Origin of the sequence: Luteimonas sp. TWI382 (assembly GCF_039674545.1) — a bacterium.
In the GTDB taxonomy this organism is placed as follows: Bacteria; Pseudomonadota; Gammaproteobacteria; order Xanthomonadales; family Xanthomonadaceae; genus Luteimonas.
Genome location: NZ_JBDJNS010000001.1, coordinates 224,209 through 248,312 on the forward strand (window position 1 = coordinate 224,209; position 24,104 = coordinate 248,312).

Genomic DNA, 24,104 nt, shown 5'->3' on the forward strand with positions numbered 1-24,104 from the left:
AAGATGAAGACTTCCACGTCCCGCGTGGCCGCCTGGCTGGTGGCCCTGTGCGGCCTCGCGCTGCTCGCCGGTTGCGCGACCGGGCCCCGCATCACCACCGAAGCCGATCCCAGGGCGGACTTTTCGGCCTATCGCACCTGGTCGTTCTACACGCCGCTGGCGATCGAGAAGGACGGCTACGAAACCCAGACCAGCGAGGTCACCAAGGCCGCCGTGCGCGCCGAGATGGAGCGCCGCGGCTACCGCTACAGCGAGGCCGACCCGGACCTGTGGGTGAACATCAACGCCTACATGGAACGTCGGACCGATGTCACCAGCTATCCGACGGTCGACTACGCCTACTACTACAGCTATCGCCACCGCGGCTACTTCGCGGTGCCGTACTGGAACGAGCGCACCAGCGTCTACCGCTACACCGAGGGCACGATGAACGTGGATCTGGTGGATGCGCGGCAGAAGCGGTTGGTGTGGGAGGGCATCGCGGTCGGACGCGTCGCCAATCTCAAGCCCGAACAGCGCGAGCAGCGGATCCGGTCGACGATCGCCGAGATCTTCGCCAGCTATCCGCACCAGGCCGGCGTGCGCAGCCAAGCGCTGTAATCGCTCAACGCGGGAAACGAAGAAGCGGGCCGATGGCCCGCTTTTTCGTTTGTGTTCCGGCCGCGGACGGTCCGGGGTCAGCGCTGCGTTTGCCAGCGAGCCTCGATGAAGACGCCGATCTCCTGCGCCAGGTCGTCATCCTCTGGCGTTGCGCCCATGAAGCCGCCATGGGGCATGCCTTCCCCGAGATAGAGCTCGACCGGGACCTTGGCTCGGACCAACCCGCGATGCAGGCGCGCCGCGTTGGAGAGGAAAAGGTCGCGGGTCCCCGTTTGCAGGAAAGTCGGCGGCAGGCCGTCGAGTTGGCCGAACAAGGGGGACAGATAGGGATGGCCGAGGTCTGCGCCTCCGGCATAGAGCCGATTGATCTGCATCAGCGGGAGGGGGAGCATCACTTCCATGTAGCGATTGGTGTGAAAGCTGTCGCCGGACTCGGTCAGGTCGACTTCGGGCGACAGCAGCACCAGGCCGGCGGGCATCGGCAGGCCTTCATCGCGTCCGCGCAAGAGCATCGCCAGGGCGAGGTTGCCGCCCGCCGAACGCCCGATGAGGACGATATCGGTGGGCGCGTGCTGGGTCAGGACATGCCGATAGGCCGCCAGACAATCGTCCAGCGCAGCAGGGTAGGGATGCTCGGGCGGCAAGCGATAATCCACGCCATAGCAGCGGGCACCGTAGCGGTCCGCCTGTTGCTGCGCGCTGACACGGCAGGCCTCGCCACCACCGAACAGCAGGGCGCCGCCGTGCAGGTCGATACAGGCGCGCTGGGGGTGCGCCGACGCGCCAGGCGTGGCGACGTGGATCTCAGCCTCGCCGAGGATCAAGGTGTCGACCCTCGCGCGAAGGTGCTCGGCCAGGCCTTTCATGGCAGCCGCGTACTGGCTGTCCACCTGGTCCTTGAGGGCTTGCCAGGCCGCTGTATCTTCCGCCGCGGGCAGGGGCATGAGCGCATTCACCGGCGCACCCTGCGCCGTGACCAAGCGCTGCAGTGCGGCCCTGGCCTGCGCGCTGATCGAAGTCGGAAAGGGGACAATGCGTTCAGGCAGCGACACGCCGTTGCACGGGGTGGTGGACTTGGCCTGTGTCATGAGCGGTTCCAGCGCGATGGTTGTAATGGGGGCAATGGCACTGGTCTACGAAGAAGGATCCCCCGCAATAGCGCTTCGTCGAGCGCCGGTCCCGGCGCGGACTACATCGGGGCTAGGCAACATCCGCGTCTATGCGGCCCCGGACGACATCCACCATCCAGGTCAGTTCGATCGTAAAGGAGGGGAGGCGACAGCGTAGTCACGCCAGGCACCCCGACGGCGCTGTCGTGTTTCGCCCGTCCGCTTTGCCGGATCTGGCGACGGATCGTGCTGTGTTCAGCTGCGGTTGACTAGGCTTGGCGCCCCGCAGTTTGGATCGCAGCATGACCGTGTCACGCCACGTGGAGGAGGTCGCTTCCCCGCAACGTCTTCGCGTTGGCGCGGGCGTGGTGGATTTTGCCACCCGCGAGATCGAGATGCCGGGCGCGCGGCGCAGCGTCCGTGTGACACCGAAAGCGCTGGCGGTGCTGCGTGTGCTGGCTCGCAGTTCTGGCGCAGTGTTCTCGCGCAACGATCTGCTGGCCGAAGCCTGGCCGGACACCATGCCGACCGATGACGTGCTGACGCAGGCGATCACGCAGTTGCGCAAGGCCTTCGGTCACGGTGACATCGGTGCGGACGAGGGACGACGCTACATCGAGACCATCGCCAAGAGCGGCTATCGGCTTACGGTGCCGGTTTCGGTTCTGGAGCTGCCCGCTCTGGAGCAAGCATCTGTGGCGCATGCATCGTTGGAGCATGCCTCTCCAGCGTCGCCGGTATCGATCGATGCACCGCCGGCGGTGCATCCGGCAGCCGCCTCTTCTTCGGCTCCGTTTCCTTCGAAGGCAGAGGTTGCGGCAGTGCCCGGTTCGGCCCCAGCGTGGCGGCATGCGGCCTGGTGGGCCGGTGCGGTGTTGGCACTGGTAGCGATTGGCCTGGTGAGCCTGATGTTAGTGGCACGGCAGATCTCCGGATCGAGACCTGCGCCCACCGATGCTGCCGCGGTCGTCCAAGGCAAACCGTATCGGCTCGTGACCTCGGCTGCCGGATTCGAGTTGTCCCCAAGCCTATCCCCCGACGCCAGTCGGGTTGCATACTCAGCCCGCACGCTGCACGACGGGACGCCGTTGCCTGGCCCGTCGATCCTCATCCAGTCGACGACGGACAGCGCGCCCCAGGCACTTTCGGTACCGGCAGCCGGCGAACGCGACGACCTGCCAGTCTGGTCGCCCGATGGTGGGCGTATCGCGTTCGCGCGGTGGGATGGCGCAGGCGGTTGCCGCATCATGCTGGCCGCCGTCGCGGTCGTCGGTCAGTCGCGCGAAATTGCGCGTTGCGATGGCAGCGAGTTGCTGAGCTTCGATTGGCTGCCCGACGGCAGCGGGCTGTTGTTCGGCACCATGACCGGCAGCCCGGATGGTGCAGGTATGCGCGTGTTCGACCTGGCGACGGGCGGTTGGCGTGCGATCCGCTATCCCGCCGCGGCTGGCGATATCGACTATCTGCCGAAGGTCTCGCCTGACGGGCGCTGGATCGCTTTCTTGCGGAACCCGCAACTTGGCGACCTGTGGCGGATTCCCTTCGATGGCGGGGAGGCCGAGCAACTGACCCAACTGGGTGCCGAGCTTCGCGGTCTGAGCTGGACGCCCGATAGCCAGTCGCTGGTGTACGGCCGCAGGATCGACAGTGAGACGCGCCTGCACCGGTTGGACCTGGGCACCCGCACGATCTCGGATTTGGGCATCGAGGACGCGCAGATGCCGGCGATCGCACGCAATGCGGACCTGATCGCGTTCGTGCATCGGCAACCGCAATTCGCGCTCAACCGGATCGATGCCGTCTCCGGGCATCGTGAACGCTTGTTCGCATCGTCCGGACGCGATACCCAGCCGGTCGTGGCGCCGGATGGCCGGCAGTTGGTCTTCACGTCCGATCGCTCCGGCAGTTCCGAGTTGTGGTGGGCCGATCTGGAGCGCCCCGATTCGCTGCGACCGATCCCGGGGGTACGTCCCGACACGCAGCAGCCGCCGGTGTGGTCCGCCGACAGCCGTCGCGTGCTGATCTCGGCGCTGGATGTGCATGCGCGTCCTGGAATCGTCGAGATCGAGCCGGCTTCGGGCGCCGTGACGACGCTTCCAGTACCCGCGGCCCATCCCTTGCAGGCGGTCTACGGTGAGGGTGACGGGCTGTTTGTGATCGAGGAGGAGCGCGAAGGGCGGACGGCCCTAGTGGCCTACGATCGCAGATGGCGCGTGCGCGGGCGGATCGATGGCGTCTCGCACGTCCAATTCGATGCGCAACGCAGTCGCGTGCTCTACACCCGCCTTGACGGCAAAGGAATCTGGAGCGCCAGGGTCGATCTGGCGCAGCCTCAGCGGCTCAGCGCGGACATCCCCTCGCGCTGGCGCTACCGCAGTTGGGCGCTGACGTCCGATGGGCATCTGTCCTATCTCGACAGCGACAGCGGTTGCCGTAGCAAAATGACCCGGTTCGTGATCGCCGATGGCGGCTTGGACCAGCAGGACGAGCATTGCCTTGACGCATCCAATCGCAGCACGGTCAACGGATTCAGTGGCCATCGTCAGGACTGGCTGGTCTCGATTGCAGTCGACGATGGCACCGATATCGGGGTCATGGCGATGCCGGACGCGTCGAATGACGATCGCAGTTTGATTGCCAAGTTATTGATTGCATTGAGAAGAAAGGCGTCGTAGTGCTCTCGGAAAAAATACGGGGCGAATTCGGCAAAGTTTAGTCGCGCCGTCAGGCAAGCCGAGAGGGGCCGTGGCAAAAAGACCGCCCTTTTCATGTCAGGCGTGTCCGCATGTCCTCTGTCCTGTGGTCGCAGCGCGGTCATCTGTTGCAGTTCGATCATCTTTCAGCGCCTGCCCAGTGCGTTGGTGCGTCCCGTCTCGGGGTGGTGCAGGTGACTGCACCCGCATTCAGTATCTGGGTGCAGGTCCGCGGAGATGGTTGGATCGAGTCGCGTGAAGGTCGCTTTCGCATGCGCCGCGGCGACTGGATGGCGTTCGAGAAGGAGTCCGCGCCGCTGATCCAGACCGGGCCGCAAGGCATCTGCATCGGATTGGCGCTCGATGCGCGCGCGCTGGCGGAATTGCAGGCGCTCGATGACGGTGGTTTGTACGCCGGACGCGGGCGCGTGGGGCGGCGTGACGTGCGCGTGCTGTTACGCCTGTGGCGTGAAGCCCAGCGCGGCGTGGGCGACCGGCTCAGCGTGCGGCCGCTGCTGCTGCAACTGGCCATCGTGCAGCGCGACCTGGCCGCTCGTGCGCGGCGTTGTCCAGGACGTTCGCGCAATCGCAAACGGCAGGTCTTCGGCCGCATGCAGCGCGCCCGGCTCTATCTGGAAGGACACAGCGACCGCGTGGTGCGCATCAGCGAACTGGCGGACCTGACCAGCTTCTCGAGCTGGTATTTCTCCAAAGCGTTCCATGCGCTGTACGACGAAAGTCCACAAGCGCTGTCGGTGCGCCTGCGACTTGAGCGCGCGGGCCATCTGCTGCGCACCACGTCGATGATGGTGGGAGAAGTCGCTGCCGCCACCGGCTTCGACAACTGCTGCAGCTTCGCTCGTGCGTTCAAGGCGCATCACGGTATGTCAGCGAGTCAGTATCGGGCCGCGGGCCAGCCTACAACTCGTGATGGGGTGACCGGCGAGATGTACGCGAGCGCATGACATGTCGCTGTGACGAGAGTCGCATCATCGTCTCCCATTCATCTAAAAGGACAGATTCGGCAAAGTCAGAAGGCGGAGAATGCAAGGCGTGAATCCAGTGTGCAGACGTAACGTGCCATGGGCGTCTTAACGCGTCAGTAACACAACCACTCTGGAGAGAGAATTTTGATGAACCTTCGCACCTCCGCGATACGCAAGGGCCTGCTGCCCGCCGCGATCGTGTTCGCGCTCGCGCCCGTCGCTGCCAGCGCGCAGACCCAGACGCAGGGCACCACCGAACTCGACCGCATCCAGGTCACCGGTTCGCGTATTCGCAAGGTTGATGTCGAGAATGCGCAGCCGATCCAGACGATCTCGCGCACGGACATCGAGAATCAGGGCTTCCAGTCGGTTGGCGACATCCTGCAGAACATTGCATCCACCGGTAGCCCGTCGCTGAGTCGGTCCGATCCGCTGAGCTCGGGCGAGAGCCCCGGTGGTACGTTTGTCGACCTGCGCAACCTGGGACCTCAGCGGACCCTGGTCCTGGTCAATGGCCGCCGCCTCGGTGTGAACAACGACGGGCTGCAGGATCTGGCCACGATTCCGTCTTCGATGGTCGAGCGGATCGAGGTGCTCAAGGACGGCGCATCGTCTCTGTACGGCTCCGACGCAGTCGCAGGCGTGATCAACGTCATCACCCGTCGCAATTTCGACGGTGCCGAAGCCAACGCCTACTACGGCCAGTACGGTCAGGGTGACGGTGCGATCCAGTCGTTCGACTTCACCATCGGCTCGCAGGGCGAGCGCAGCTCGATCGTGTTCGGCGCGCAGTACGACAAGGAAGAGCCGGTCTTTGCGAAGGACCGTGAGTTCTCGCGCTTCTCGTATCCGGGGCAGAGCGAAGACAACAACTACACGCCGGTCGGTGCGATCGGCAACATCCGCAACCCGAACCAGCCAAACGCTAGGGCGGCTGATGCGTGGCTTGTCCTGCGCGACGGCGGCGATCCGACCAACCTTGCCGATTATCGCCCGCAGGTCAATCCGAGCCCGGGCGTCATCGGTGACTCGAGCAATGCCGCCGAGCAGATGATGGTCAAGACCGGCATGGAGCGCACGTCGATCTTCACCAGTGCCGATTTCGATTTCACGGACAATCTGCGTCTGAAGACGGATGCGAGCTTCAATCGACGCGAGACCAGCGTCCAGGTCGCCGGTTACCCGCTGCAGAGCGGCGCCGTTGACGTGCAGACGCCGATGAGCCCGGATAGCTACTTCAATCCCACCGGCGAAACGTTGAACTTCCGCCGCCGTGGCTGGGAGGTGCCGCGCACCACCGATCGCCGTCTCGATACCTACCGTTTCAGCGCCGCGCTCGAGGGTTCGTTCGAGGTGGGCGAGAAGTTCTTCGACTGGGATGCCGGCTATCTGTTCACCCGCGGCGACGCGACCATCCGGGGGCGGGGCGACTTCAACAAGCTCGCCGTTCGCCAGGCTGTCGGCCCGTCGTTCCTGAACGGTAATGGCGTCGTCCAGTGCGGCACGCCCGACGCACCGATCGCGCTTGCCGACTGCACCCCCTGGAGCCCGGTGCTCAGTGAGGGGCCGAACTCGCTGGCCAACCCGGACATCCAGCGTCGCTTTTTCCTGATGGAAAATGCGACGTCGGAGACGACGACTCATAACTACTTCGCCAATGTCAGCGGTTCCATCGTGACGCTGCCGGCGGGTGAACTTGGCTTCGCCGCTGGGCTGGAGAACCGTCGCGTCAAGGGACGCTACTCGCCGGATGCCTTCGCGCAGACGGGCAACTCAACCAACCTTGCTGCTCAGGAAACCTCCGGCGGCTACAGCGTCAACGAGGCGTACCTTGAGCTCGACATCCCGCTGCTGGCAGACATGCCGGGTGCGCAGGAGCTCGCGCTGAACTTGGCCAGTCGTTACTCCGATTACGACGTGTTCGGTAACACGACCAACAGCAAGGCCAGCTTCCGTTGGCGTCCCATCGAGGATCTGCTGGTTCGCGGTACGTGGGCACAGGGTTTCCGTGCTCCGTCGGTCTCGGATCTCTACGGCGGCGTCGGCCAGACCTTCGACTACTATGTCGATCCTTGCGACACCGTTCGTGGCGTCGCGGCCAACAACCCGGATGTCTATGCGCGTTGCGCGGCCGACATCGCCAACTACGCGGGCTACCGTCAGCTCGGCCAAGGCGGTTCCATCGCTTATGGCGGCCAGACCGGAACGCCGTTCCTGAGTGGCTCCAACCCGAATCTGACACCGGAAGAGTCAGTGAGCCGCTCGCTTGGCTTGGTGTACAGCCCGCAGTACGTCAGTGGCCTTGGCATGTCGCTGGACTGGTGGAAGACCCGCATCGACAACGTCGTGACCTCGTTCACTGCGTCAGGCATCCTGTCGGACTGCTATGTCTACGATATCCAGTCGCAGTGTCAGTACTTCACGCGTGGCGAGAACGGCGTTGTCGACAATCTGACCCGTATCGGCCGCAACGCCGGCTACTGGGAAATCGAGGGTTACGACTTCGACGTCAATTATCGGATGCCGGAGACCAGCGTCGGTACCTTCGGCGTCAACTGGTCGACGACGTACTACAGCAACTTCGAGATCAAGGCAGACAGCACCGATAACACCACGCCCCAGCCGCGGGTCGGGTTCGGAGGCAACTTCCGCATCCGATCTGTTGCTTCGCTGAACTGGGATATGGGTGATTTCGGTGCCAGTTGGACGGCGCGCTACTTCTCGAGCATTAAGGAGCAGTGCTACTTCGAGGACACGTGTAACCTGCCCGACTACATCGATCAGGACGACAACGCGATTCCGCAGAACAAGTCCGGCTCGGTGACGTTCAACGACGTCCAGGTTCGCTGGAATGCGCCGTGGAACGCCACCGTCTCGATTGGCGTGAACAACGTGTTCGACAAGGTCGGTCCGCTGGTCTACACGCAGCCGACCACTGGCTTCTCCTACCAGGCCGCTTTCGACATCGGTCGTTTCACCTACATGAAGTACCAGCAGCGCTTCTGATCGATCGAAGCAACGCACGTGACAAGACTACGGCCCCGAAAGGGGCCGTAGTTCTTTGCAGCGGAGGCGTTGGTCGTGTGGCTCGCCATCCACGAGGTAGGCGGGGCAGGGGTGGCATGAAAGCGAGGCGCCCTGACGCACCGCGGGTCGCCCCAAGGCGATGCATCAGTGCGCGGCGGATGCCTGGGCGGCGCTGAGCGCCCATGCGCGCCAATCCTCGAGCCGCTCCAGCACGCCGACGCGTGCCAGATAGTCCTCCCGCAGCGGCAGGTCGCCCGCGAGTGATGTGGCGACGTGCACAGCCCCGGCGATCCAGAAGCCGCGTGTGCCGGCGCGGGCGGGATCGCGCTGGAACGCGACGGCCTCGATGATCGGCATCGGCAGGCCCCACAGGCCCAGCAGGTAGGCGCCGGCCTCGATGTGGCCGGGGGCATCGGATCGGGCGTCGTCGCCTGTCGCCACCACCTCCAAGTGGGGATCGCGGACGCCGGGCAGCAGCAGGCCGATGTCGGCCAGCAGGGCGGCGGTCGCGCCGAGTTCGGCGCTGGAATCGGGCAGTAGCCGGCGCGCGAGCTGCGAGGCGTGCAGGGCGCGCTGCTGCAGCGCGTGGCGGTCGACGTCGATCCGGCCGGGCTGGGCGAAGACCTCGCTGGCGAGCACCAGGTCGCGCATTGTCGACAGCCCCAGGCGGGTCACCGCGGTCCGCAGGTCGGCGATCGTCCGGCCGGCCGCGTAGTAGGCCGAGTTGCACAACTGCAACACCTTGGCGGCAATCGCCGGATCGCGGCCGATCAGCCGGGCGATGTCGGCCGCGCCGGTGGCGTCTTCCGCCTCCAGCGCATGGGTCAGTGCCAGATAGGTCTGCGGCGGCGGCGGCAGCCGTTCGATGCGGCCGATGCACGTGCGCAAGGCCGGGTCGTCGAGCAGGTCGCGCAGTTCCTGGAGGCTGCCGACGGCCTCGAGCAACTGCGCGTCATCGACCGGAAGCGGCAGGAAGCGGTGGGCGAGCGAGAGCACGCGTGCCGGCGGCTGGGCGCCGATCAGCGCGATGCGCGAGGTCTCGGGTCGCAGCGTCCGGATCTGGCCGAGCAGCATGGCCGCGGACATGTCCGCCAGCGTGGGCGCCACGACGACGACATCCTGCGGCGATTCGGCGGCCAAGGCCATTGCAGCGCCGCCGTCTTCGACATGCGTGATGTCCCAGCGCGCGTCCATGCCGCCGACCAGTTCGAGCAAACCGGCGGGCAGGCCGTCGCTGCCTCCCACGAACAGAATGCGCACCTGTGCCTCTCCCCCTGCGGGACGCCACGCGGGCGCAGCGTCGATGCGCCCAGCGCCTTGCGAGCGCGCCGGGCGGGCTCCGGCGCGCTCACCACGCCGGATTCGGATCAACCAGCCTGCTTGTAGGCCTCGATCGCGTCGACCAGGATCTGCTTGGCCTCGGCGGCGTCGCCCCAGCCTTCGACCTTGACCCACTTGCCCTTCTCGAGATCCTTGTAGTGCTCGAAGAAGTGGCCGATACGCTCGAGCCAGTGCGTGGACACCTTGTCGAGATCGTCAACGTGGGCATAGCCGGCGAAGATCTTCTCGACCGGCACGGCGAGGATCTTCTCGTCGCTGCCGGCTTCGTCGCTCATCTTCAGCACGCCGACCGGACGGCAACGGATCACCGAACCGGGCACCAGTGGTAGCGGGAGCACGACGAGCACATCGGCCGGGTCGCCATCGCCGCAGACCGTCGAGGGCACGTAGCCGTAGTTGCACGGATAGCGCATCGGCGTGGACAGGATGCGGTCGACGAAGATCGCGCCGCTCTCCTTGTCGACCTCGTACTTGACCGGCTCGGCGTCTTTGGGGATCTCGATGATGACGTTGATTTCGTGCGGCGGGTTCTTGCCGGTGGAGACGGAATCCAGGCCCATGCTGCTGCGGTTCCAGTGCGGAAAGTGGGCCGTCATTCTACGCGCAAGGCATGTTGCGGCGCAGCGAGGGCTATTGGTCCGTTTCGCCTGAAACCGTTTCAAGCGGGTTTGGCCTGGGGTACGCCCCAGTACGGGCGCCCCATACGCTGGCGTACATATGGACGCCACCTTTCTCGCGCAGGCCTGCCATGACCACGCTCGATTCGCTGTCGCCCACGTCTGTTTCGTCCGCAAGCACCCAGGGGTACTGGGACAACCCGCTCGATCCCAACCCGCATCGCCACGATGGCCCGGCCGACGGCATCGATCTCAACCAGCCGATCAAGGGCCTGGAGGACGACGGCCCGCAGGTGACCGTGCGCCAGGGGCTGCAGCGTGCGGCCGAGGGCACGGTCGAGATCGACGGCACGGCCAGCAATCCGAGCCAGCGCACCACCGGCAGTACCCCGGACGGCAAGCCGATCCAGATCGATCCGCTGCACAAGGACGGGCAGGTGGAGATCGCGCGCGAACGCACCGTGGCCCAGGGCTATGTGAGCCGCGACCAAGTCGTGTTCACCACCGGCAGCGGCGACGACGATGTCGGCGTCAGCCAGCGCGACGACGGCACGCTCGATGTCACCGTCAATGACGAAAGCTACGAGGTACGGTTGGGCGAGGGCCAAGAGCTGACGCTGCGCACCGGCGAGGGCAACGACACGATCAAGGTCGCCCCGAATGTCGACGTCAACATCGTTGTCGATGCCGGTCAGGGCGACAACGACGTGCTCGTGGAGGGCAACGGCGACAATCGCATCAGCAGCGGCGACGGCGACGACCTGATCCGCGTGACTGGCAGCGGCCGCAACGACATCCACACCACCGGCGGCAGCAACGAGATCCACGGCGGTAGCGGCGTGAACGTGATCTACGGCGGCGACGGCAGCGACACCATCCACGCCGGTACGGGCACCAACTACATCGAAGGTGGCCGCGGCGACGATGTCATCCATGGCGGCGGCGAGTTCGACATCATCTCGGCCGGACGCGGCGACGACACCATCCACGTCGGTGAGGGCCGCACCACGGTGTATGCCGGCGACGGCCAGGACACCATCGAGGGCGCCCACGCGCAGACGACGGTGTACGCGGAGGTCTCGGACCTGGTCAACGCGGCGACCGGCGCCAAGCCGACCGTGGTCAATGTCGAGATCGACAACAGCGCCGGCGACCGCGGCATCGCAGTGAAGGGCTCGGATGCCTTCGTGCAGCGCATGCAGTCGGAACTGGATTTCCTGCGCGCCTCGCCCAACGGTCAGCAGATGCTCGCCGAGTTCGACAAGGCGGCCGAGACCAAGGGCAACAGCGTGACCATCCAGGAACTGTCCAATGAGGACAACGGCTACGCCCAGACCTTCAGCAACGATGCCGACATCGTCAATGGGCGCCCGGGCGCGGGCGGCGATGTGACGATCAGCTACAACCCGTCCTTCCACATGGATGCCTTCCCGGCGCCGTCGGTGGTCCTCTACCACGAAATGTCGCATGCCTATAACGGCGTCAACGGCACCTTCCTGCCGGGCACCTACCGCGGCGAAGGCCCCGACAGCGGTCAGGTGCCCAATGCCGAACGGCAGGCCGTGGGCCTGGAGACCAGCGCCCAGCCTTACGACTTCGATGGCACCGGCCCGATCACCCACAACCCGATCCACTTGACCGAGAACGGTATCCGCCGCGAACTGGGCCTGCCGGATCGGCCGAGCTACGCGCTTTGATCGACTGCGCTGCGGCGCGGTGAGTGCGACACGGAAGGCGGCGCTTGCGCCGCCTTCCGCGTGATGTCGACTGCGCCGCGGATGCGGGGCGTGCGCGCGGCGCTCACGGCGCTCGCCGCATTCTGGCCGTCGCCGGCGCGTCGTCCGCAGCGCCGTCACCGCGATTCTGCTGGTGCAACTGTTCGCGCTGTGTCCCGCCGTTGCTTCCCGAGAAACGAGGTTCTCCATGACGCCGACCGATACTGCCCGCGCCCATGTCGACGCCGACGGCGTCGCGCTCGAAGCGGTGTTCGCCGTGACGACGCGCGGTGCGCTCGAGGTCCGCTATCGGCTGCGCAATCTCGGCAGCGTCGCGCTCGCCGTGTTCGACCGGGGCGACCGCCATGCGGTGCTGACCGGGCGCCAGACGCAGGGCGCAACCGGCATGCCTTATCTGCGCGAAGAAGGCGAGGGTCGGGTTACGCTCTCGCACGTCGCGCAGGCGCTGCCCACGCCGGCACCGACGGTGCCGCCCACGCCGCTGGCACGTCGTGTCGAGCCGGGCGGTGAACGGGTCGGCGAGTTCGCGTTCTCGCAGTGGCTGGGCGATGCGCCGGCCGCGGTGCGCTGGTGTCTCGGCGTCGCCCCGGCCGACGCCGCGCGGTTGCTCGCGCCCGAGCCGGGCGAGGACGGTGAGGTCTGGCGGGCCGATTTCGCGTTCGCCGATGTCCAGCGCCTACTGTGCACCCCATGGTTCGATCTCGCGCAGGGCGTGTTCTTGCGCGACTGACTGCGACCGAGGTCGGTTGCACGCGCGAAACGCCGCGATAGGCGCTGCGCCCGATTCCCTGCAGCGACAGCGCCGTCCCGTCGGCGCCGTGCCCGAGATCCGGCGCCCGTGACGACGCGTCGATGCCCCCGCCGGCCTAAAGCAGCGGAACGAGCAGCAGCGCGACGATGTTGATGATCTTGATGAGCGGATTGATCGCCGGGCCGGCCGTGTCCTTGTACGGATCGCCGACGGTGTCGCCGGTGACCGCTGCCTTGTGCGCCTCGCTGCCCTTGCCGCCGAAGTGGCCATCTTCGATGTACTTCTTGGCGTTGTCCCAAGCGCCGCCTCCGGTGGTCATCGAGATCGCGACGAACAACCCCGTGACGATCGTGCCGATCAGCAGGCCACCGAGCGCGCGGATCCCCGCACCGGGGCCCATCAGCACATTCATCCCCAGTGCCACGACGACGGGCACCAGCACCGGCAGCAGGGACGGGACGATCATCTCCTTGATCGCCGAACGGGTGAGCATGTCGACCGCGCGGTCGTACTGCGGCTTGCCGGTGCCGGCCATGATGCCGGGGATCTCGCGGAACTGGCGGCGCACTTCCTCGACGACCGCGCCCGCCGCGCGGCCGACCGCCTCCATCGCCATCGCGCCGAACAGATAGGGGATCAGACCACCGATGAACAGGCCGATGATCACCGCCGGATCGGCGAGGTCGAAGCGGAACTCGACCCCCGGATACCTCGCTTCCAGGTTGTGGGTGAAATCGGCGAACAGCACCAGCGCCGCCAGCGCCGCCGAACCGATCGCGTAGCCCTTGGTCACGGCCTTGGTGGTGTTGCCGACCGCATCGAGCGGATCGGTGACTTCGCGCACCTCCGGCGGCAGTTCGGCCATCTCGGCGATGCCGCCGGCGTTGTCGGTGATCGGGCCGTAGGCGTCGAGCGCGACGATCATGCCGGCCATCGACAGCATCGCGGTCGCCGCGATCGCGATGCCGTAGAGCCCGGCGAACGAGAAGCAGGCCCAGATCGCGAAGCACACCGCGACCACCGGCAGCGCGGTCGACTTCATCGATACCCCGAGCCCGGCGATGATGTTGGTGCCGTGCCCGGTCGTCGACGCCTGCGCGATGTGCTGGACCGGTCCATACTGGGTGCCGGTGTAGTACTCGGTGATCCAGACGATCGCGCCGGTGAGCAGCAGCCCGATCAACGCGCACCAGTAGAGATTGCCTGCGCCGTGGGCGTTGCCGGCCATCAACTGCGTGGTGATCGGCCAGAACAGCACCGCGGCGATCACACCCGAAACGATCACGCCCTTGTACAGCGCGCCCATGATCGAGCCGCCCGGCTGCACGCGCACGAAGAACGTGCCGACGATCGAGGCCAGGATCGAGGCGCCGCCCAGCACCAGCGGATAGAGCACGCCGTTGGCGCCGACCTGGCCGGCCATCAGATGGCCCAGCAGCATTGTCGCGATCACCGTGACCGCGTAGGTTTCGAACAGGTCGGCGGCCATGCCGGCGCAGTCGCCGACGTTGTCGCCGACGTTGTCGGCGATCACCGCCGGGTTGCGCGGGTCGTCCTCCGGGATGCCGGCCTCGACCTTGCCGACCAGGTCGGCACCGACGTCGGCGCCCTTGGTGAAGATGCCGCCGCCCAGGCGCGCGAAGATCGAGATCAACGAACTGCCGAAGGCCAGGCCGACCAGTGCGTGCAGTGCGGGCTCGCCGGCAATGCCGAAGTGCGGCAGCAGCATCCAGTAGCCGGCCACGCCCAACAGGCCCAGGCCGACCACCAGCATGCCGGTGATCGCGCCACCGCGGAACGCGACGTCCATGGCCGGGCCGATGCCGCGCCGGGCGGCTTCGGCGGTGCGCACGTTGGCACGGACGGAGACGTTCATGCCGATATAGCCCGCCGCCCCCGAAAGCACCGCGCCCAGGAGGAAGCCCAGGCCGGTCGACCAGCCCAGGAACAGGCCGATCAGCACGAACAGCACCGCGCCGGCGATCGAGATGGTCAGGTACTGGCGGTTGAGGTAGGCGCGCGCGCCTTCCTGGATCGCGCCGGCGATCTGTTGCATGCGTTCGTTGCCGGCCGGTTGCCGGTTGATCCAGCCGGCCGAGACCACGCCGTAGAGAATCGCGATGGCCGCGCAGACCAGCGCCAGCCACAGACCGTATTGCTCGAGCATGGACCCCCTCCCGAAAGTGGTGATGCCAAACAGAACAGCGGTGATGCGGGCCGACTATCGCACAGCGCGAGCGCCACGGCATGCGGCGGCGCCGCGAGGGGCTCAACGGTTCGGGGCGACCTGCAACGTCGGCGCGCCGGTGGCATCGCAGCCCAGCCGAAGCGATGCGCCGAATGTCTGCGACAGCCAGGCCTCGGTCAGCATCGCCTCACGCGGTCCCTCGGCCAGGATCCGCCCGTCGCGCAGCAGCACCACATGCCCGATCTCGGGCAGCAGTTCCTCGGCGTGGTGGGTCACCAGGACCAGCGTGGTGCCGCTGCGCGCCAGCGTGCGCAGGCGGTCGAGCAACTGCACGCGGGCGACGACATCGAGTCCGGTCGAGGGCTCGTCGAGCAGCAACGCCTCGGGCCGATGGACCAGCGCACGGGCGATGAGGACCCGGCGCGCCTCGCCGGCCGACAGGGTGGCGTAGCGGCGTCCGGCCAGGTGCGTGGCGGCCATCGCGGCCAGCGCGTCGCGCGCTGCGCTCCGCAAGGCGGCATCGACGCGCGCGGGCGCAACAGACGCGATGCTGCCGTGCGCCGCCGCGACGACGGCGTCCTCCACCCGCAGCGCCGGGAGGGACAGCAGGTCCTGGTGGATGCGCCCGGTCACGATGCCCAGGCGCGCGCGCAGTTGTGTCACATCGCCCAGCCGGGCGCCGAACACGCGCACCGGCGGCGTGCCGTCGGCATGGGCCAGCGGGTGCAGTTCACGCGTGAGCAATTGCACCAACGTGGACTTGCCACAGCCGTTGGCACCGAGGATCGCGGTGTGCCGCCCGGCCGGGATCTGCAGCCGCAATCCGTGCAGCACCGTGCGGCCGTCGCGGACCACGGTCGCGTCGTGCAGCTCGAGCAGCGGCGGAGTCGGGTCGTCTGGCGTGTTCATGTCGCGCGCAGTGTGACAGGCCTGAACGCCAAGGCTCACCATACGGCCGGGCAGGGATGGCAATCGTCGCAGGCCCGTCCCATCATGGGACGTACACCCGAACCCGTTGCCCGTCGCCATGTCCGTCTCGTTGTTCGACTTGTTGTCCGGTGGCCTGCTGCAGTGGGGGTGGGGCGCGATGCTGCTGTACCTGCTGGCCGCCACCCAGCTCACGATCTTCGCCGTGACGCTGTACCTGCACCGCAGCCAGGCGCATCGCGGCGTGGATTTCCATCCTGCGATCGCGCACGTGTTCCGGTTCTGGACCTGGTTGACGACGTCGATGATCACGCGCGAATGGGTCGCGATCCATCGCAAGCACCACGCCAAGTGCGAGACCGAGGACGATCCCCACAGCCCGATGCACAAAGGCATCGGCAACGTGTTCTGGCGCGGCGTGGAACTGTATCGCGAGGCCCGCGCGCAACGCGCCGACATCGAGCAGTACGGCAAGGGCACGCCCGCCGACTGGATCGAGCGCCGCCTCTACACCCCGCACGCGAATCTCGGCCCGACGGTCCTGTTGCTGGCGAGCTTCGTGCTGTTCGGCTTCAAGGGCGTCGCGGTCTGGGCGATCCAGATGGCGTGGATTCCGTTCTGGGCCGCCGGTGTCGTCAACGGCCTGGGCCACTGGTGGGGCTACCGCAACTTCGAAACCACCGACACCGCGACCAACCTGACGCCCTGGGGCGTATGGATCGGCGGCGAAGAACTGCACAACAACCACCATGCATTCCCGAGCTCGGCGAAGTTCGCGCTGCGCCGCTGGGAGTTCGACATCGGCTGGGCGGTGATCAAGACACTGGAGACGCTGCGGTTGGCGCGTGTGCTGCGCGTCGCGCCATCGCTCGACGTGCGCCCGAACATCCACGCGCCTGACACCGACACGCTCAAGGCGCTGCTCGCTCACCGCTTCCAGGCGATGACCGACTACCAGCGCAACGTGCTGGGTCCGGCGCTGCGCGAAGAGGCGCAGGCGGCCGGCGCCAAGTTGCGCGCGTTGCTGCCGCGCAAGCTGCGCCGGGGCCTGGTCGACGATGGCCGCTGGCTCGCGCCCGATGCGCGCGCGCAGTTGCAGGCCTGGGTCGCGCAACGGCCGCGCATCCGGACCCTGGTCGAGCACCGTGCGCGCCTGGCGGCATTGCTGGAGGCGCGTACGCACAACGCCGGCGAGGCGCTGCAGCACCTGCAGGCCTGGTGTCGCGAAGCGGAGGCCAGCGGCATCCGCGCGCTGCAGGACTACGCAGCCCGGCTCAAGGGCTACTCGCTGCAGAGCGCGCGCGCCTGAGCCGGCCGCTCGCATGATGCGTCCAGCTGGATCGCGTACCGCGCAGCGGGCGATCGCGCTGGTCTGCGCCGTCTTCGCGACGGGCGCAGGCGCCCAGGTGGCGCGCACCACCGACTACCTGGAGCGGATGGACACCGACGGCGATGGCCGCGTGTCGCTCGCTGAGTATCAGGCGTGGATGGGCTACGCCTTCGATCGCCTGGATCGCAACGGCGATGGCGTGCTGTCGGTCGACGAGTTGCCAGGCGGGCAAGGCCGTCCGATCACCCGGGCCGAGCACCTGGCGCGCCTGGCCGCGACGTTCAACCGCCAGGATCGCAATCGCGACGGTTATCTCGACGCCCGGGAGCTGGCGGCGCCGCCGCAGCGCTGACGGCGAGCGTCATCCGGGCACGCGCCTGGCGGAACCCGGCGGCGCAGTCGCAGGGCCGCGCCGGGCGTTCACCGCGCGCCGCCGCTGCGACTTCGAGAAGCCGGCAGCGGATTCTCGCCTGTGGTGTCGGTCTGCGCGCGCGCCCCAAACGCGCTCCGTACAGCGACGGATGTCGAGCACGGGCGGTGGGCCTGCCGACCGGGAGGAATGCGTGGCAGGCGACGCATTCGCCCTCCGGACCTCGGGCGGCTGACATCCTGAACGACGAACGCCGGCCCTAGGGCCGGCGTCCGGGTCTTGCGTGCGGGTCTTGGTGCCCGCCGAGGGCGCTACTTGGTGATGTCGACGTTGCGCGTCTCGCGCAGGAAGAACGTCCCGATCACCAGGGTCATGATCGCGATGCCGATCGGGTACCACAGGCCGTAGTAGATGTTGCCCGTGCCGGCCACCAGTGCGAACGAGATCGCCGGCAGGAAGCCCCCGAACCAGCCGTTGCCGATGTGGTAGGGCAGCGACATCGAGGTGTAACGGATCCGGGTGGGGAACAGCTCGACCAGGTAGGCGGCGATCGGGCCGTAGACCATCGTCACGTACAGCACTAGGATCCACAGCAGCAGGATCGTCATCGGTACGTTGATGCGGTCGGTGGCCGCCTTGTCCGGATAGCCGGCCTGGGTGAGCGCGGCCTTCAACGCGCCGCCGAATTCGCCCTGCTGCGCCTTGAGCGCGTCGCCTGCCAGGCCCTCGGCCTCGTAGGAGGGGACGACGGTCTGGCCGACATGCACCTGCGCCAGCGTGCCCACTGGGGCCGGATCGACGCTGTAGGGCACGCCGGCGCGGGTGAGCGCGGCGGTCGCGACATCGCACGAACTGGTGAACTTGCGGATGCCCACCGGATCGAACTGGAAGCTGCAGGTCTTGGGGTTGGCGACCACGACGGCCGGCGAGGTGGTGCTGGCTTCCTCGATCGCCGGGTTGGCGTAGTGGGTGATGCCCTTGAAGATCGGGATGTAGGTGACCGCGGCGATCAGGCAGCCGGCCATGATGATCTTCTTGCGGCCGATCCGGTCCGACAGCCAGCCGAAGAACAGGAAGAATGGCGTGCCCAGCAGCAATGCCGCCGCGATCAGCAGGTAGGACACCGTGAGGTCCACCTTGAGCATGCTCTGCAGGTAGAACAGCGCATAGAACTGGCCGGCATACCAGACCACGGCCTGGCCGGCGGTCGCACCGAAGAGCACCAGCAGCATCAGCTTCAGGTTGCCGCCCTTGAGCGAATCGCGGAACGGCATCTTCGAGCCCTTGCCCTGCGCCTTCATCTCCTGGAACAGCGGCGATTCCGACAGCTGCAGCCGGATCCACACCGAGATGCCCAGCAGTACGATCGAGCCCAGGAACGGGATGCGCCAGCCCCAGTCCTCGAATGCTTCGACGCCGAGAATCCAGCGACAACCCAGGATCACCGCCAGTGACAGGAACAGGCCCAGCGTCGCGGTGGTCTGGATGAAGCTGGTGTACAGCCCCCGCTTGCCGGCGGGCGCGTGCTCGGCGACGTAGGTCGCCGCGCCGCCGTACTCACCGCCCATCGCCAGACCCTGAGCCAGGCGCAGCACGATCAGGATCACCGGCGCGGCGACGCCGATCGAGGCGTAACTGGGCAGCACGCCGACCAGGAACGTGGAGATGCCCATGATCAGAATCGTGACCAGGAACGTGTACTTGCGCCCGATGCGATCGCCGAGGCTGCCGAAGAACGCCGCGCCGAACGGCCGGACGAAGAAGCCCGCGGCAAACGCCAGCAGCGTGAAGATCATGCCGGTGGTTTCGTTGACGCCGCTGAAGAACTGCCGCGAGATGATGATCGCGAGCGAACCATACAGATAGAAGTCGTACCACTCGAAGACGGTGCCGAGACTGGATGCGAAGATGACCTTCTTGTGGCCCTTCGTCAGCGGGCCCGTAGGCGCTGCGTTGGCGGTCGTGCTGGACATGGGAAGCTTCCCCTTTCGAAGCGTGCGTGGGATGGACGGCCCGGCGGGATGCCGATGGTCCGGTCGTGCGTGCGGCAGGCGCGCGAGCGCGTTTCGGCGCGGTCGATGCGGCGACCGCGCCGGGATGGATCAGAACGAGTAGCGGGCCATCGTGTGCAGGCGCATCAGTTCGCCATCCGCGCCCGATTCGAGTGTGCGTTCGCCCCAGATCGCCTCGACGCCGAAGTCGAGCTTGGGCACCGGCGACCAGATCACGTTGGCATGCACCGAATGCACCTTGCGGGTCACGCCCAGGCCGGTCCTGGCGGTGTTGTTGTCCCACTGCGAGCGTGCGTAGAACAGGTTGCCGCGCACCGCCGGGCTGAACACCTGGCGCACGCCGAAGTAACCGGCCCAGCCGCCGAGCGCATCGAGGTTGCCGGCCGCATCGACCATCGCGTCCTGCTGGATCGTCGCCAGGCCGATGTAGCGGCCGATGCCTTCACCGCCGCTGACCTGATAGCGGATGTCGGTGTTCTCGCCCAGCTTGACCAGGCCGCTGACGGTCGCACCGAACCCGGTGTCGGTGCTGTCCAGGCCGGGTGCGGGCTCGTACTTGAGCTGACGCGCCATGCCGGCAAAGCTCACATGGCCCCAATCGGCCTTGTGGGTGTAGCGGGCGATCACATCGGGGATCGCGCTGTTGTCGCCTGCGATGATCCGTGCCGCGCCGCCATAAGGCTGCACCGTCGTCTCCGGGCTCTCGACCGACACCGTCCACGGGCCGCTGGTGTAGCGGACCTGCGGCTGGCGCACGAACACCACCGCATCGGTCGGGCCGACGAAGTCCACCGCGTCGATCAACGCGTTGGTGTCCATGAAGTTCGACCATGTCTGGCCGACCAGCCAGTTGTTGTAGGTCAGGTAAGCGTGGCGCAGCGTGGCGCCGTAGGTGTTGGTCGCCGCCGAGTTACCGAGCGTGCCGCCGAAGAAGTCCATTTCCACGCGTGCGCCGAGCTTGTCGCCCGAGTCGAGCACGGTGCTGGCGTCGAACCACAGCCGCGAGAACTTCGCGTGCGCGTCCATGTAGGTGTCCGGACCTTCGCCGCCGACCGGGATCGCGCCGGGCACGTAGAAGTCGCGCCCGGCGGTGCCCTTGGCGATATCGCCGTCGGTGGTCTTGGTGGCCATGCCATCGATGCGGATCATGCCGCCGACGGTGAACTTGGTGCCCGGATTGGCCTGCGGGGTGATCGTGGTGGCCTGGATCGGCTGGCTGCCGGCCGGGGCCGCGGCGATGGCCGGCGCGGCCGCCTGCGCGGTGCGCACCTCCTGCACCTGCGCGGCGGTCTGTTGCTGTTGCCCGAGCAGTGCCTGCACCTGCGATTCGAGCTGCGCGATCCGCGCCTCGAGCTCGCGCTCCTTGGCGGTCTGCGCGAAGGCGGCGCCCGGCAGTGCGAGCGCGACGAGCACGGCGGCCGTGAGCAGGCGCGGCCTGGCCTGCGCGGCGATGGTCTGTGTCATGTCCCCTCCCGAGGGATGCGTGAGCCTGAACCTGGTCGAACCGGCGCCCGGTCCTTCGCGCAGACTGCACGGCGACGCGCCCCGCGCCCATTGGCCATTGGTCGAAGTGGAGCCGCCCGCCGATGCCCGGCACGCACCCCGGGCAGGTGAGCGGACGCACTGGGCCGGCGGGGCTAGACCAAGGTCCTAGCGTCGCGGGCCGGCAGATGCGGCACACTGGGAAGACGCGCAACAAGGGGAAGAGGTCCCGCATGTCCAGTTCCGCAGAACGTCATCCGGTCCCGGCCGGTTTCGCCGGTCCCGATACCATCACCCAGGACGACTACGCGCGCGACTACGCGCGCTCGGTCCAGGAGCCCGAGGCCTTCTGGGGCGAGATCGCCCAGCGACTGGACTGGTACCGGCCGCCGACCCGGATCCGCGACGTCAGCTATGACCTGGCCGACTTCCGCATCCGCTGGTTCGACGACGGCGAGCTCAACGTCAGCGTCAATTGCCTGGACCGTCATCTGGCGCGCAGCGGCGACAAGACCGCCTTGATCTGGGAGCCCGATGGTCCCGACACCGAGGCGCGCCACATCAGCTATCGCGAACTGCACGCCCGCGTGTGCCGGCTGGCCAACGCGCTGCGCAACCTGGGTGTCGCCAAGGGCGACCGGGTCACGATCTATCTGCCGATGATCGTCGAGGCGGCAGTGGCGATGCTCGCCTGCGCACGCATCGGCGCGGTGCACTCGGTGGTCTTTGGCGGCTTCTCGCCCAATTCGATCGCCGACCGCGTCGGCGACTGCGGCAGCAAACTGATCATCACCGCCGACGAGGGCATGCGCGGTGGCAAGCGCGTGCCGCTGAAGGCGAATGTCGACGCCGCGCTCAAGCTGCCCGGCGCGCAGAGCGTGGAAACGGTGCTCGTGGTGCGCCACACCGGCGGCGCGGTCGACATGCAGATGCCGCGCGACCGCTGGTACGACGCCGTCGTCGATGGGCAGCCCGACACCTGCGAGCCCGAGCGCATGAACGCGGAGGATCCGTTGTTCATCCTCTACACCTCCGGCTCGACCGGCAAGCCCAAGGGCGTGCTGCACACCACCGCCGGCTACCTGCTGTTCGCCAGCTACACGCACGCCTCGGTGTTCGACCTGCGCGACGACGACATCTACTGGTGCACCGCCGACGTGGGCTGGGTGACCGGCCACAGCTACATCGTCTATGGCCCGCTGGCGAACGCGGCGACCTCGCTGGTGTTCGAGGGCGTGCCGAACTACCCGAGCGTGTCGCGCTTCTGGGAAGTGATCGACAAGCACCAGGTCACGATCTTCTACACCGCGCCGACCGCGATCCGCGCGCTGATGCGCGAAGGCGAGGCGCCGGTCAAGAAGACTTCGCGCGCAAGCCTGCGCCTGCTCGGCAGTGTCGGCGAGCCGATCAATCCCGAGGCCTGGCGCTGGTACTCCGATGTGGTCGGCGACGGCCGTTGCCCGATCGTCGACACCTGGTGGCAGACCGAGACCGGCGGCATCCTGATCTCGCCGCTGCCCGGCGCGATCGAGGCCAAGCCCGGCTCTGCGACCAAGCCGTTCTTCGGCGTGCAGCCGGCGCTGGTCGATGCCAATGGCACGATCCTCGAAGGCGCAGCCGAGGGCAACCTCGTGATCACCGACTCGTGGCCGGGGCAGATGCGCAGCGTCTACGGCGACCACCAGCGCTTCATCGACACCTATTTCAAGGCCTACCCGGGCATGTACTTCACCGGCGACGGCTGCCGGCGCGACGAGGACGGCTACTACTGGATCACCGGCCGCGTCGACGACGTCATCAACGTTTCCGGGCATCGCATCGGCACCGCGGAGCTGGAAAGCGCGCTGGTGCTCCACCCCAAGGTCGCCGAGGCCGCGGTCGTCGGTTTCCCGCACGACATCAAGGGGCAGGGCATCTACGCCTACGTCACCCTCAAGGCCGGCGAAGAGTACACCGAGGCGCTGCGCAAGGAACTGGTTGCCCACGTGCGCCGAGAGATCGGGCCGACCGCGACCCCGGACCACATCCAGTGGGCGCCGGGATTGCCCAAGACCCGCTCGGGCAAGATCATGCGGCGCATCCTGCGCAAGATCGCCGAGAACGCCCCCGACCAGCTCGGCGACACCAGCACACTGGCCGACCCGTCGGTCGTCGATGCGCTGGTCAAGGAGCGGCACGTCCCCAACGCCTGACGCCGCCCGATGACGACCCTGCTGATCGCCGACGACCACCCGCTGTTCCGCGAGGCGCTGCGTGGGGCGATCGCGCGCGCCGTGCCCGATGCCCGCCTGCGCGAGGCGCACAACGTCGAGGCGCTGTATGCGATGGTCGAGGCCGAGCCCGACGCCGACCTGTTGATGCTCGACCTCAACATGCCCGGCGCCCAGGGGTTCAGCGCGCTGGTGCACCTGCGCGCGCAGTTCCCGCAACTGCCGGTGCTGATGGTGTCGGCGCGCGAGGAGCCGGCGGTGATGCGCCGGGCACTCGACCACGGCGCGGCCGGCTTCGTTCCGAAGTCGGCCGATGCCGAAACGCTGGCGCGCGCGGTCGCACAGGTGCTCGATGGCGACCGTTTCGTCCCCGAGGCTGCAGTCTCGGCGCCGGCGGTCTCGTCCGGCGAACACGACGTCGCCGCGCGGCTGCGCGACCTCACGCCGCAGCAGTTCCGCGTGCTGCAGATGCTCGGCGACGGCATGCTCAACAAGCAGATCGCCTACGAGCTGGGCGTCTCGGAGGCCACGGTCAAGGCGCATATGACGGCGGTGCTGCGCAAGCTCGGCGCCTCCAATCGCACCCAGGCGGTGCTGATCGCCGGCAAGCTCGCCGTCGACCCCGACATCGACGGCATCCCGCCCGACGCCCGATAAGCCACGCGCCTGCTACCCCGTTCTCCGCTTGCGGGGAAGGCCCGCATCCGTGCAACAAGCCGAGGGGC

At 67.3% G+C, this 24,104-nt stretch carries 17 protein-coding genes; 10 read left to right on the forward strand and 7 right to left on the reverse strand.

Annotation, left to right across the window (positions count from 1 at the left end; genetic code table 11):
* Positions 1-3: 3 nt before the first annotated feature.
* On the forward strand, positions 4-600 hold the full coding sequence (locus ABE505_RS01065) for a DUF4136 domain-containing protein (RefSeq protein ID WP_346442704.1): 597 nt from the start codon (positions 4-6) through the stop codon (positions 598-600).
* A gap of 77 nt (positions 601-677) precedes the next feature.
* Here ABE505_RS01065 and ABE505_RS01070 read toward each other — a convergent pair whose 3' ends face one another.
* Positions 678-1,688, reverse strand: coding sequence for an alpha/beta hydrolase (locus ABE505_RS01070; protein WP_346442705.1), 1,011 nt, complete (start codon positions 1,686-1,688; stop codon positions 678-680).
* Between the two features lie 323 nt (positions 1,689-2,011).
* Between ABE505_RS01070 and ABE505_RS01075 the strand changes: the two genes are divergently transcribed.
* From ABE505_RS01075 to ABE505_RS01085, 3 genes are all read left to right on the forward strand, one after another.
* A complete protein-coding gene (locus ABE505_RS01075; protein WP_346442706.1) occupies positions 2,012-4,384 on the forward strand; it encodes a winged helix-turn-helix domain-containing protein in 2,373 nt (790 codons plus the stop codon).
* Between the two features lie 110 nt (positions 4,385-4,494).
* A complete protein-coding gene (locus ABE505_RS01080) occupies positions 4,495-5,367 on the forward strand; it encodes an AraC family transcriptional regulator (protein WP_346442708.1) in 873 nt (290 codons plus the stop codon).
* A 168-nt stretch (positions 5,368-5,535) separates the two neighbouring features.
* Positions 5,536-8,394 (forward strand): TonB-dependent receptor, encoded by a 2,859-nt coding sequence (locus ABE505_RS01085; protein WP_346442710.1) that lies wholly within the window; start codon positions 5,536-5,538, stop codon positions 8,392-8,394.
* 165 nt (positions 8,395-8,559) lie between these two features.
* On the opposite strand, the gene ABE505_RS01090 is transcribed toward ABE505_RS01085, so the two are convergent.
* Positions 8,560-9,675: an HDOD domain-containing protein gene (locus tag ABE505_RS01090; protein ID WP_346442712.1), complete on the reverse strand. Its 1,116-nt coding sequence runs from the start codon at positions 9,673-9,675 to the stop codon at positions 8,560-8,562.
* Between the two features lie 107 nt (positions 9,676-9,782).
* A complete protein-coding gene (gene ppa / locus ABE505_RS01095) occupies positions 9,783-10,316 on the reverse strand; it encodes an inorganic diphosphatase (RefSeq protein ID WP_241945145.1) in 534 nt (177 codons plus the stop codon).
* Positions 10,317-10,504: 188 nt separating this feature from the next.
* Here ppa and ABE505_RS01100 point away from each other — a divergent pair, with 188 nt between their 5' ends.
* Together ABE505_RS01100 and ABE505_RS01105 are read left to right on the forward strand one after the other, a co-directional pair.
* Positions 10,505-12,070, forward strand: a complete 1,566-nt coding sequence (locus tag ABE505_RS01100; RefSeq protein WP_346442714.1) for a M91 family zinc metallopeptidase — start codon at positions 10,505-10,507, stop codon at positions 12,068-12,070.
* A 226-nt stretch (positions 12,071-12,296) separates the two neighbouring features.
* The gene (locus ABE505_RS01105; protein ID WP_346442716.1) at positions 12,297-12,839 is read left to right on the forward strand and encodes a hypothetical protein; all 543 of its coding nucleotides are present in this window, start codon (positions 12,297-12,299) and stop codon (positions 12,837-12,839) included.
* A 136-nt stretch (positions 12,840-12,975) separates the two neighbouring features.
* Here ABE505_RS01105 and ABE505_RS01110 read toward each other — a convergent pair whose 3' ends face one another.
* On the reverse strand, positions 12,976-15,027 hold the full coding sequence (locus ABE505_RS01110) for a sodium-translocating pyrophosphatase (RefSeq protein WP_346442717.1): 2,052 nt from the start codon (positions 15,025-15,027) through the stop codon (positions 12,976-12,978).
* Between the two features lie 102 nt (positions 15,028-15,129).
* Entirely contained in the window at positions 15,130-15,957 is an 828-nt protein-coding gene (locus tag ABE505_RS01115) for an ATP-binding cassette domain-containing protein (RefSeq protein WP_346442719.1), read from the reverse strand.
* Between the two features lie 118 nt (positions 15,958-16,075).
* Here ABE505_RS01115 and ABE505_RS01120 point away from each other — a divergent pair, with 118 nt between their 5' ends.
* Both ABE505_RS01120 and ABE505_RS01125 read left to right on the forward strand, forming a co-directional pair.
* The gene (locus ABE505_RS01120; protein ID WP_346442721.1) at positions 16,076-17,284 is read left to right on the forward strand and encodes a fatty acid desaturase; all 1,209 of its coding nucleotides are present in this window, start codon (positions 16,076-16,078) and stop codon (positions 17,282-17,284) included.
* A 13-nt stretch (positions 17,285-17,297) separates the two neighbouring features.
* A complete protein-coding gene (locus ABE505_RS01125) occupies positions 17,298-17,657 on the forward strand; it encodes an EF-hand domain-containing protein (RefSeq protein WP_346442723.1) in 360 nt (119 codons plus the stop codon).
* A 329-nt stretch (positions 17,658-17,986) separates the two neighbouring features.
* Here the strand turns inward: ABE505_RS01125 and ABE505_RS01130 are convergent, their stop codons facing one another.
* Both ABE505_RS01130 and ABE505_RS01135 read right to left on the reverse strand, forming a co-directional pair.
* Positions 17,987-19,648: an MFS transporter gene (locus ABE505_RS01130; protein WP_346442725.1), complete on the reverse strand. Its 1,662-nt coding sequence runs from the start codon at positions 19,646-19,648 to the stop codon at positions 17,987-17,989.
* Positions 19,649-19,777: 129 nt separating this feature from the next.
* Positions 19,778-21,151, reverse strand: coding sequence for a DcaP family trimeric outer membrane transporter (locus ABE505_RS01135; protein ID WP_346442726.1), 1,374 nt, complete (start codon positions 21,149-21,151; stop codon positions 19,778-19,780).
* A 251-nt stretch (positions 21,152-21,402) separates the two neighbouring features.
* Between ABE505_RS01135 and acs the strand changes: the two genes are divergently transcribed.
* Positions 21,403-23,361 carry an acetate--CoA ligase gene (gene acs, locus ABE505_RS01140; protein WP_346442728.1) on the forward strand — a complete coding sequence of 653 codons (1,959 nt, stop codon included), beginning with the start codon at positions 21,403-21,405 and terminating at the stop codon, positions 23,359-23,361.
* Between the two features lie 9 nt (positions 23,362-23,370).
* Positions 23,371-24,036, forward strand: a complete 666-nt coding sequence (locus ABE505_RS01145) for a response regulator transcription factor (RefSeq protein WP_346442729.1) — start codon at positions 23,371-23,373, stop codon at positions 24,034-24,036.
* The last annotated feature ends 68 nt before the right edge of the window (positions 24,037-24,104 follow it).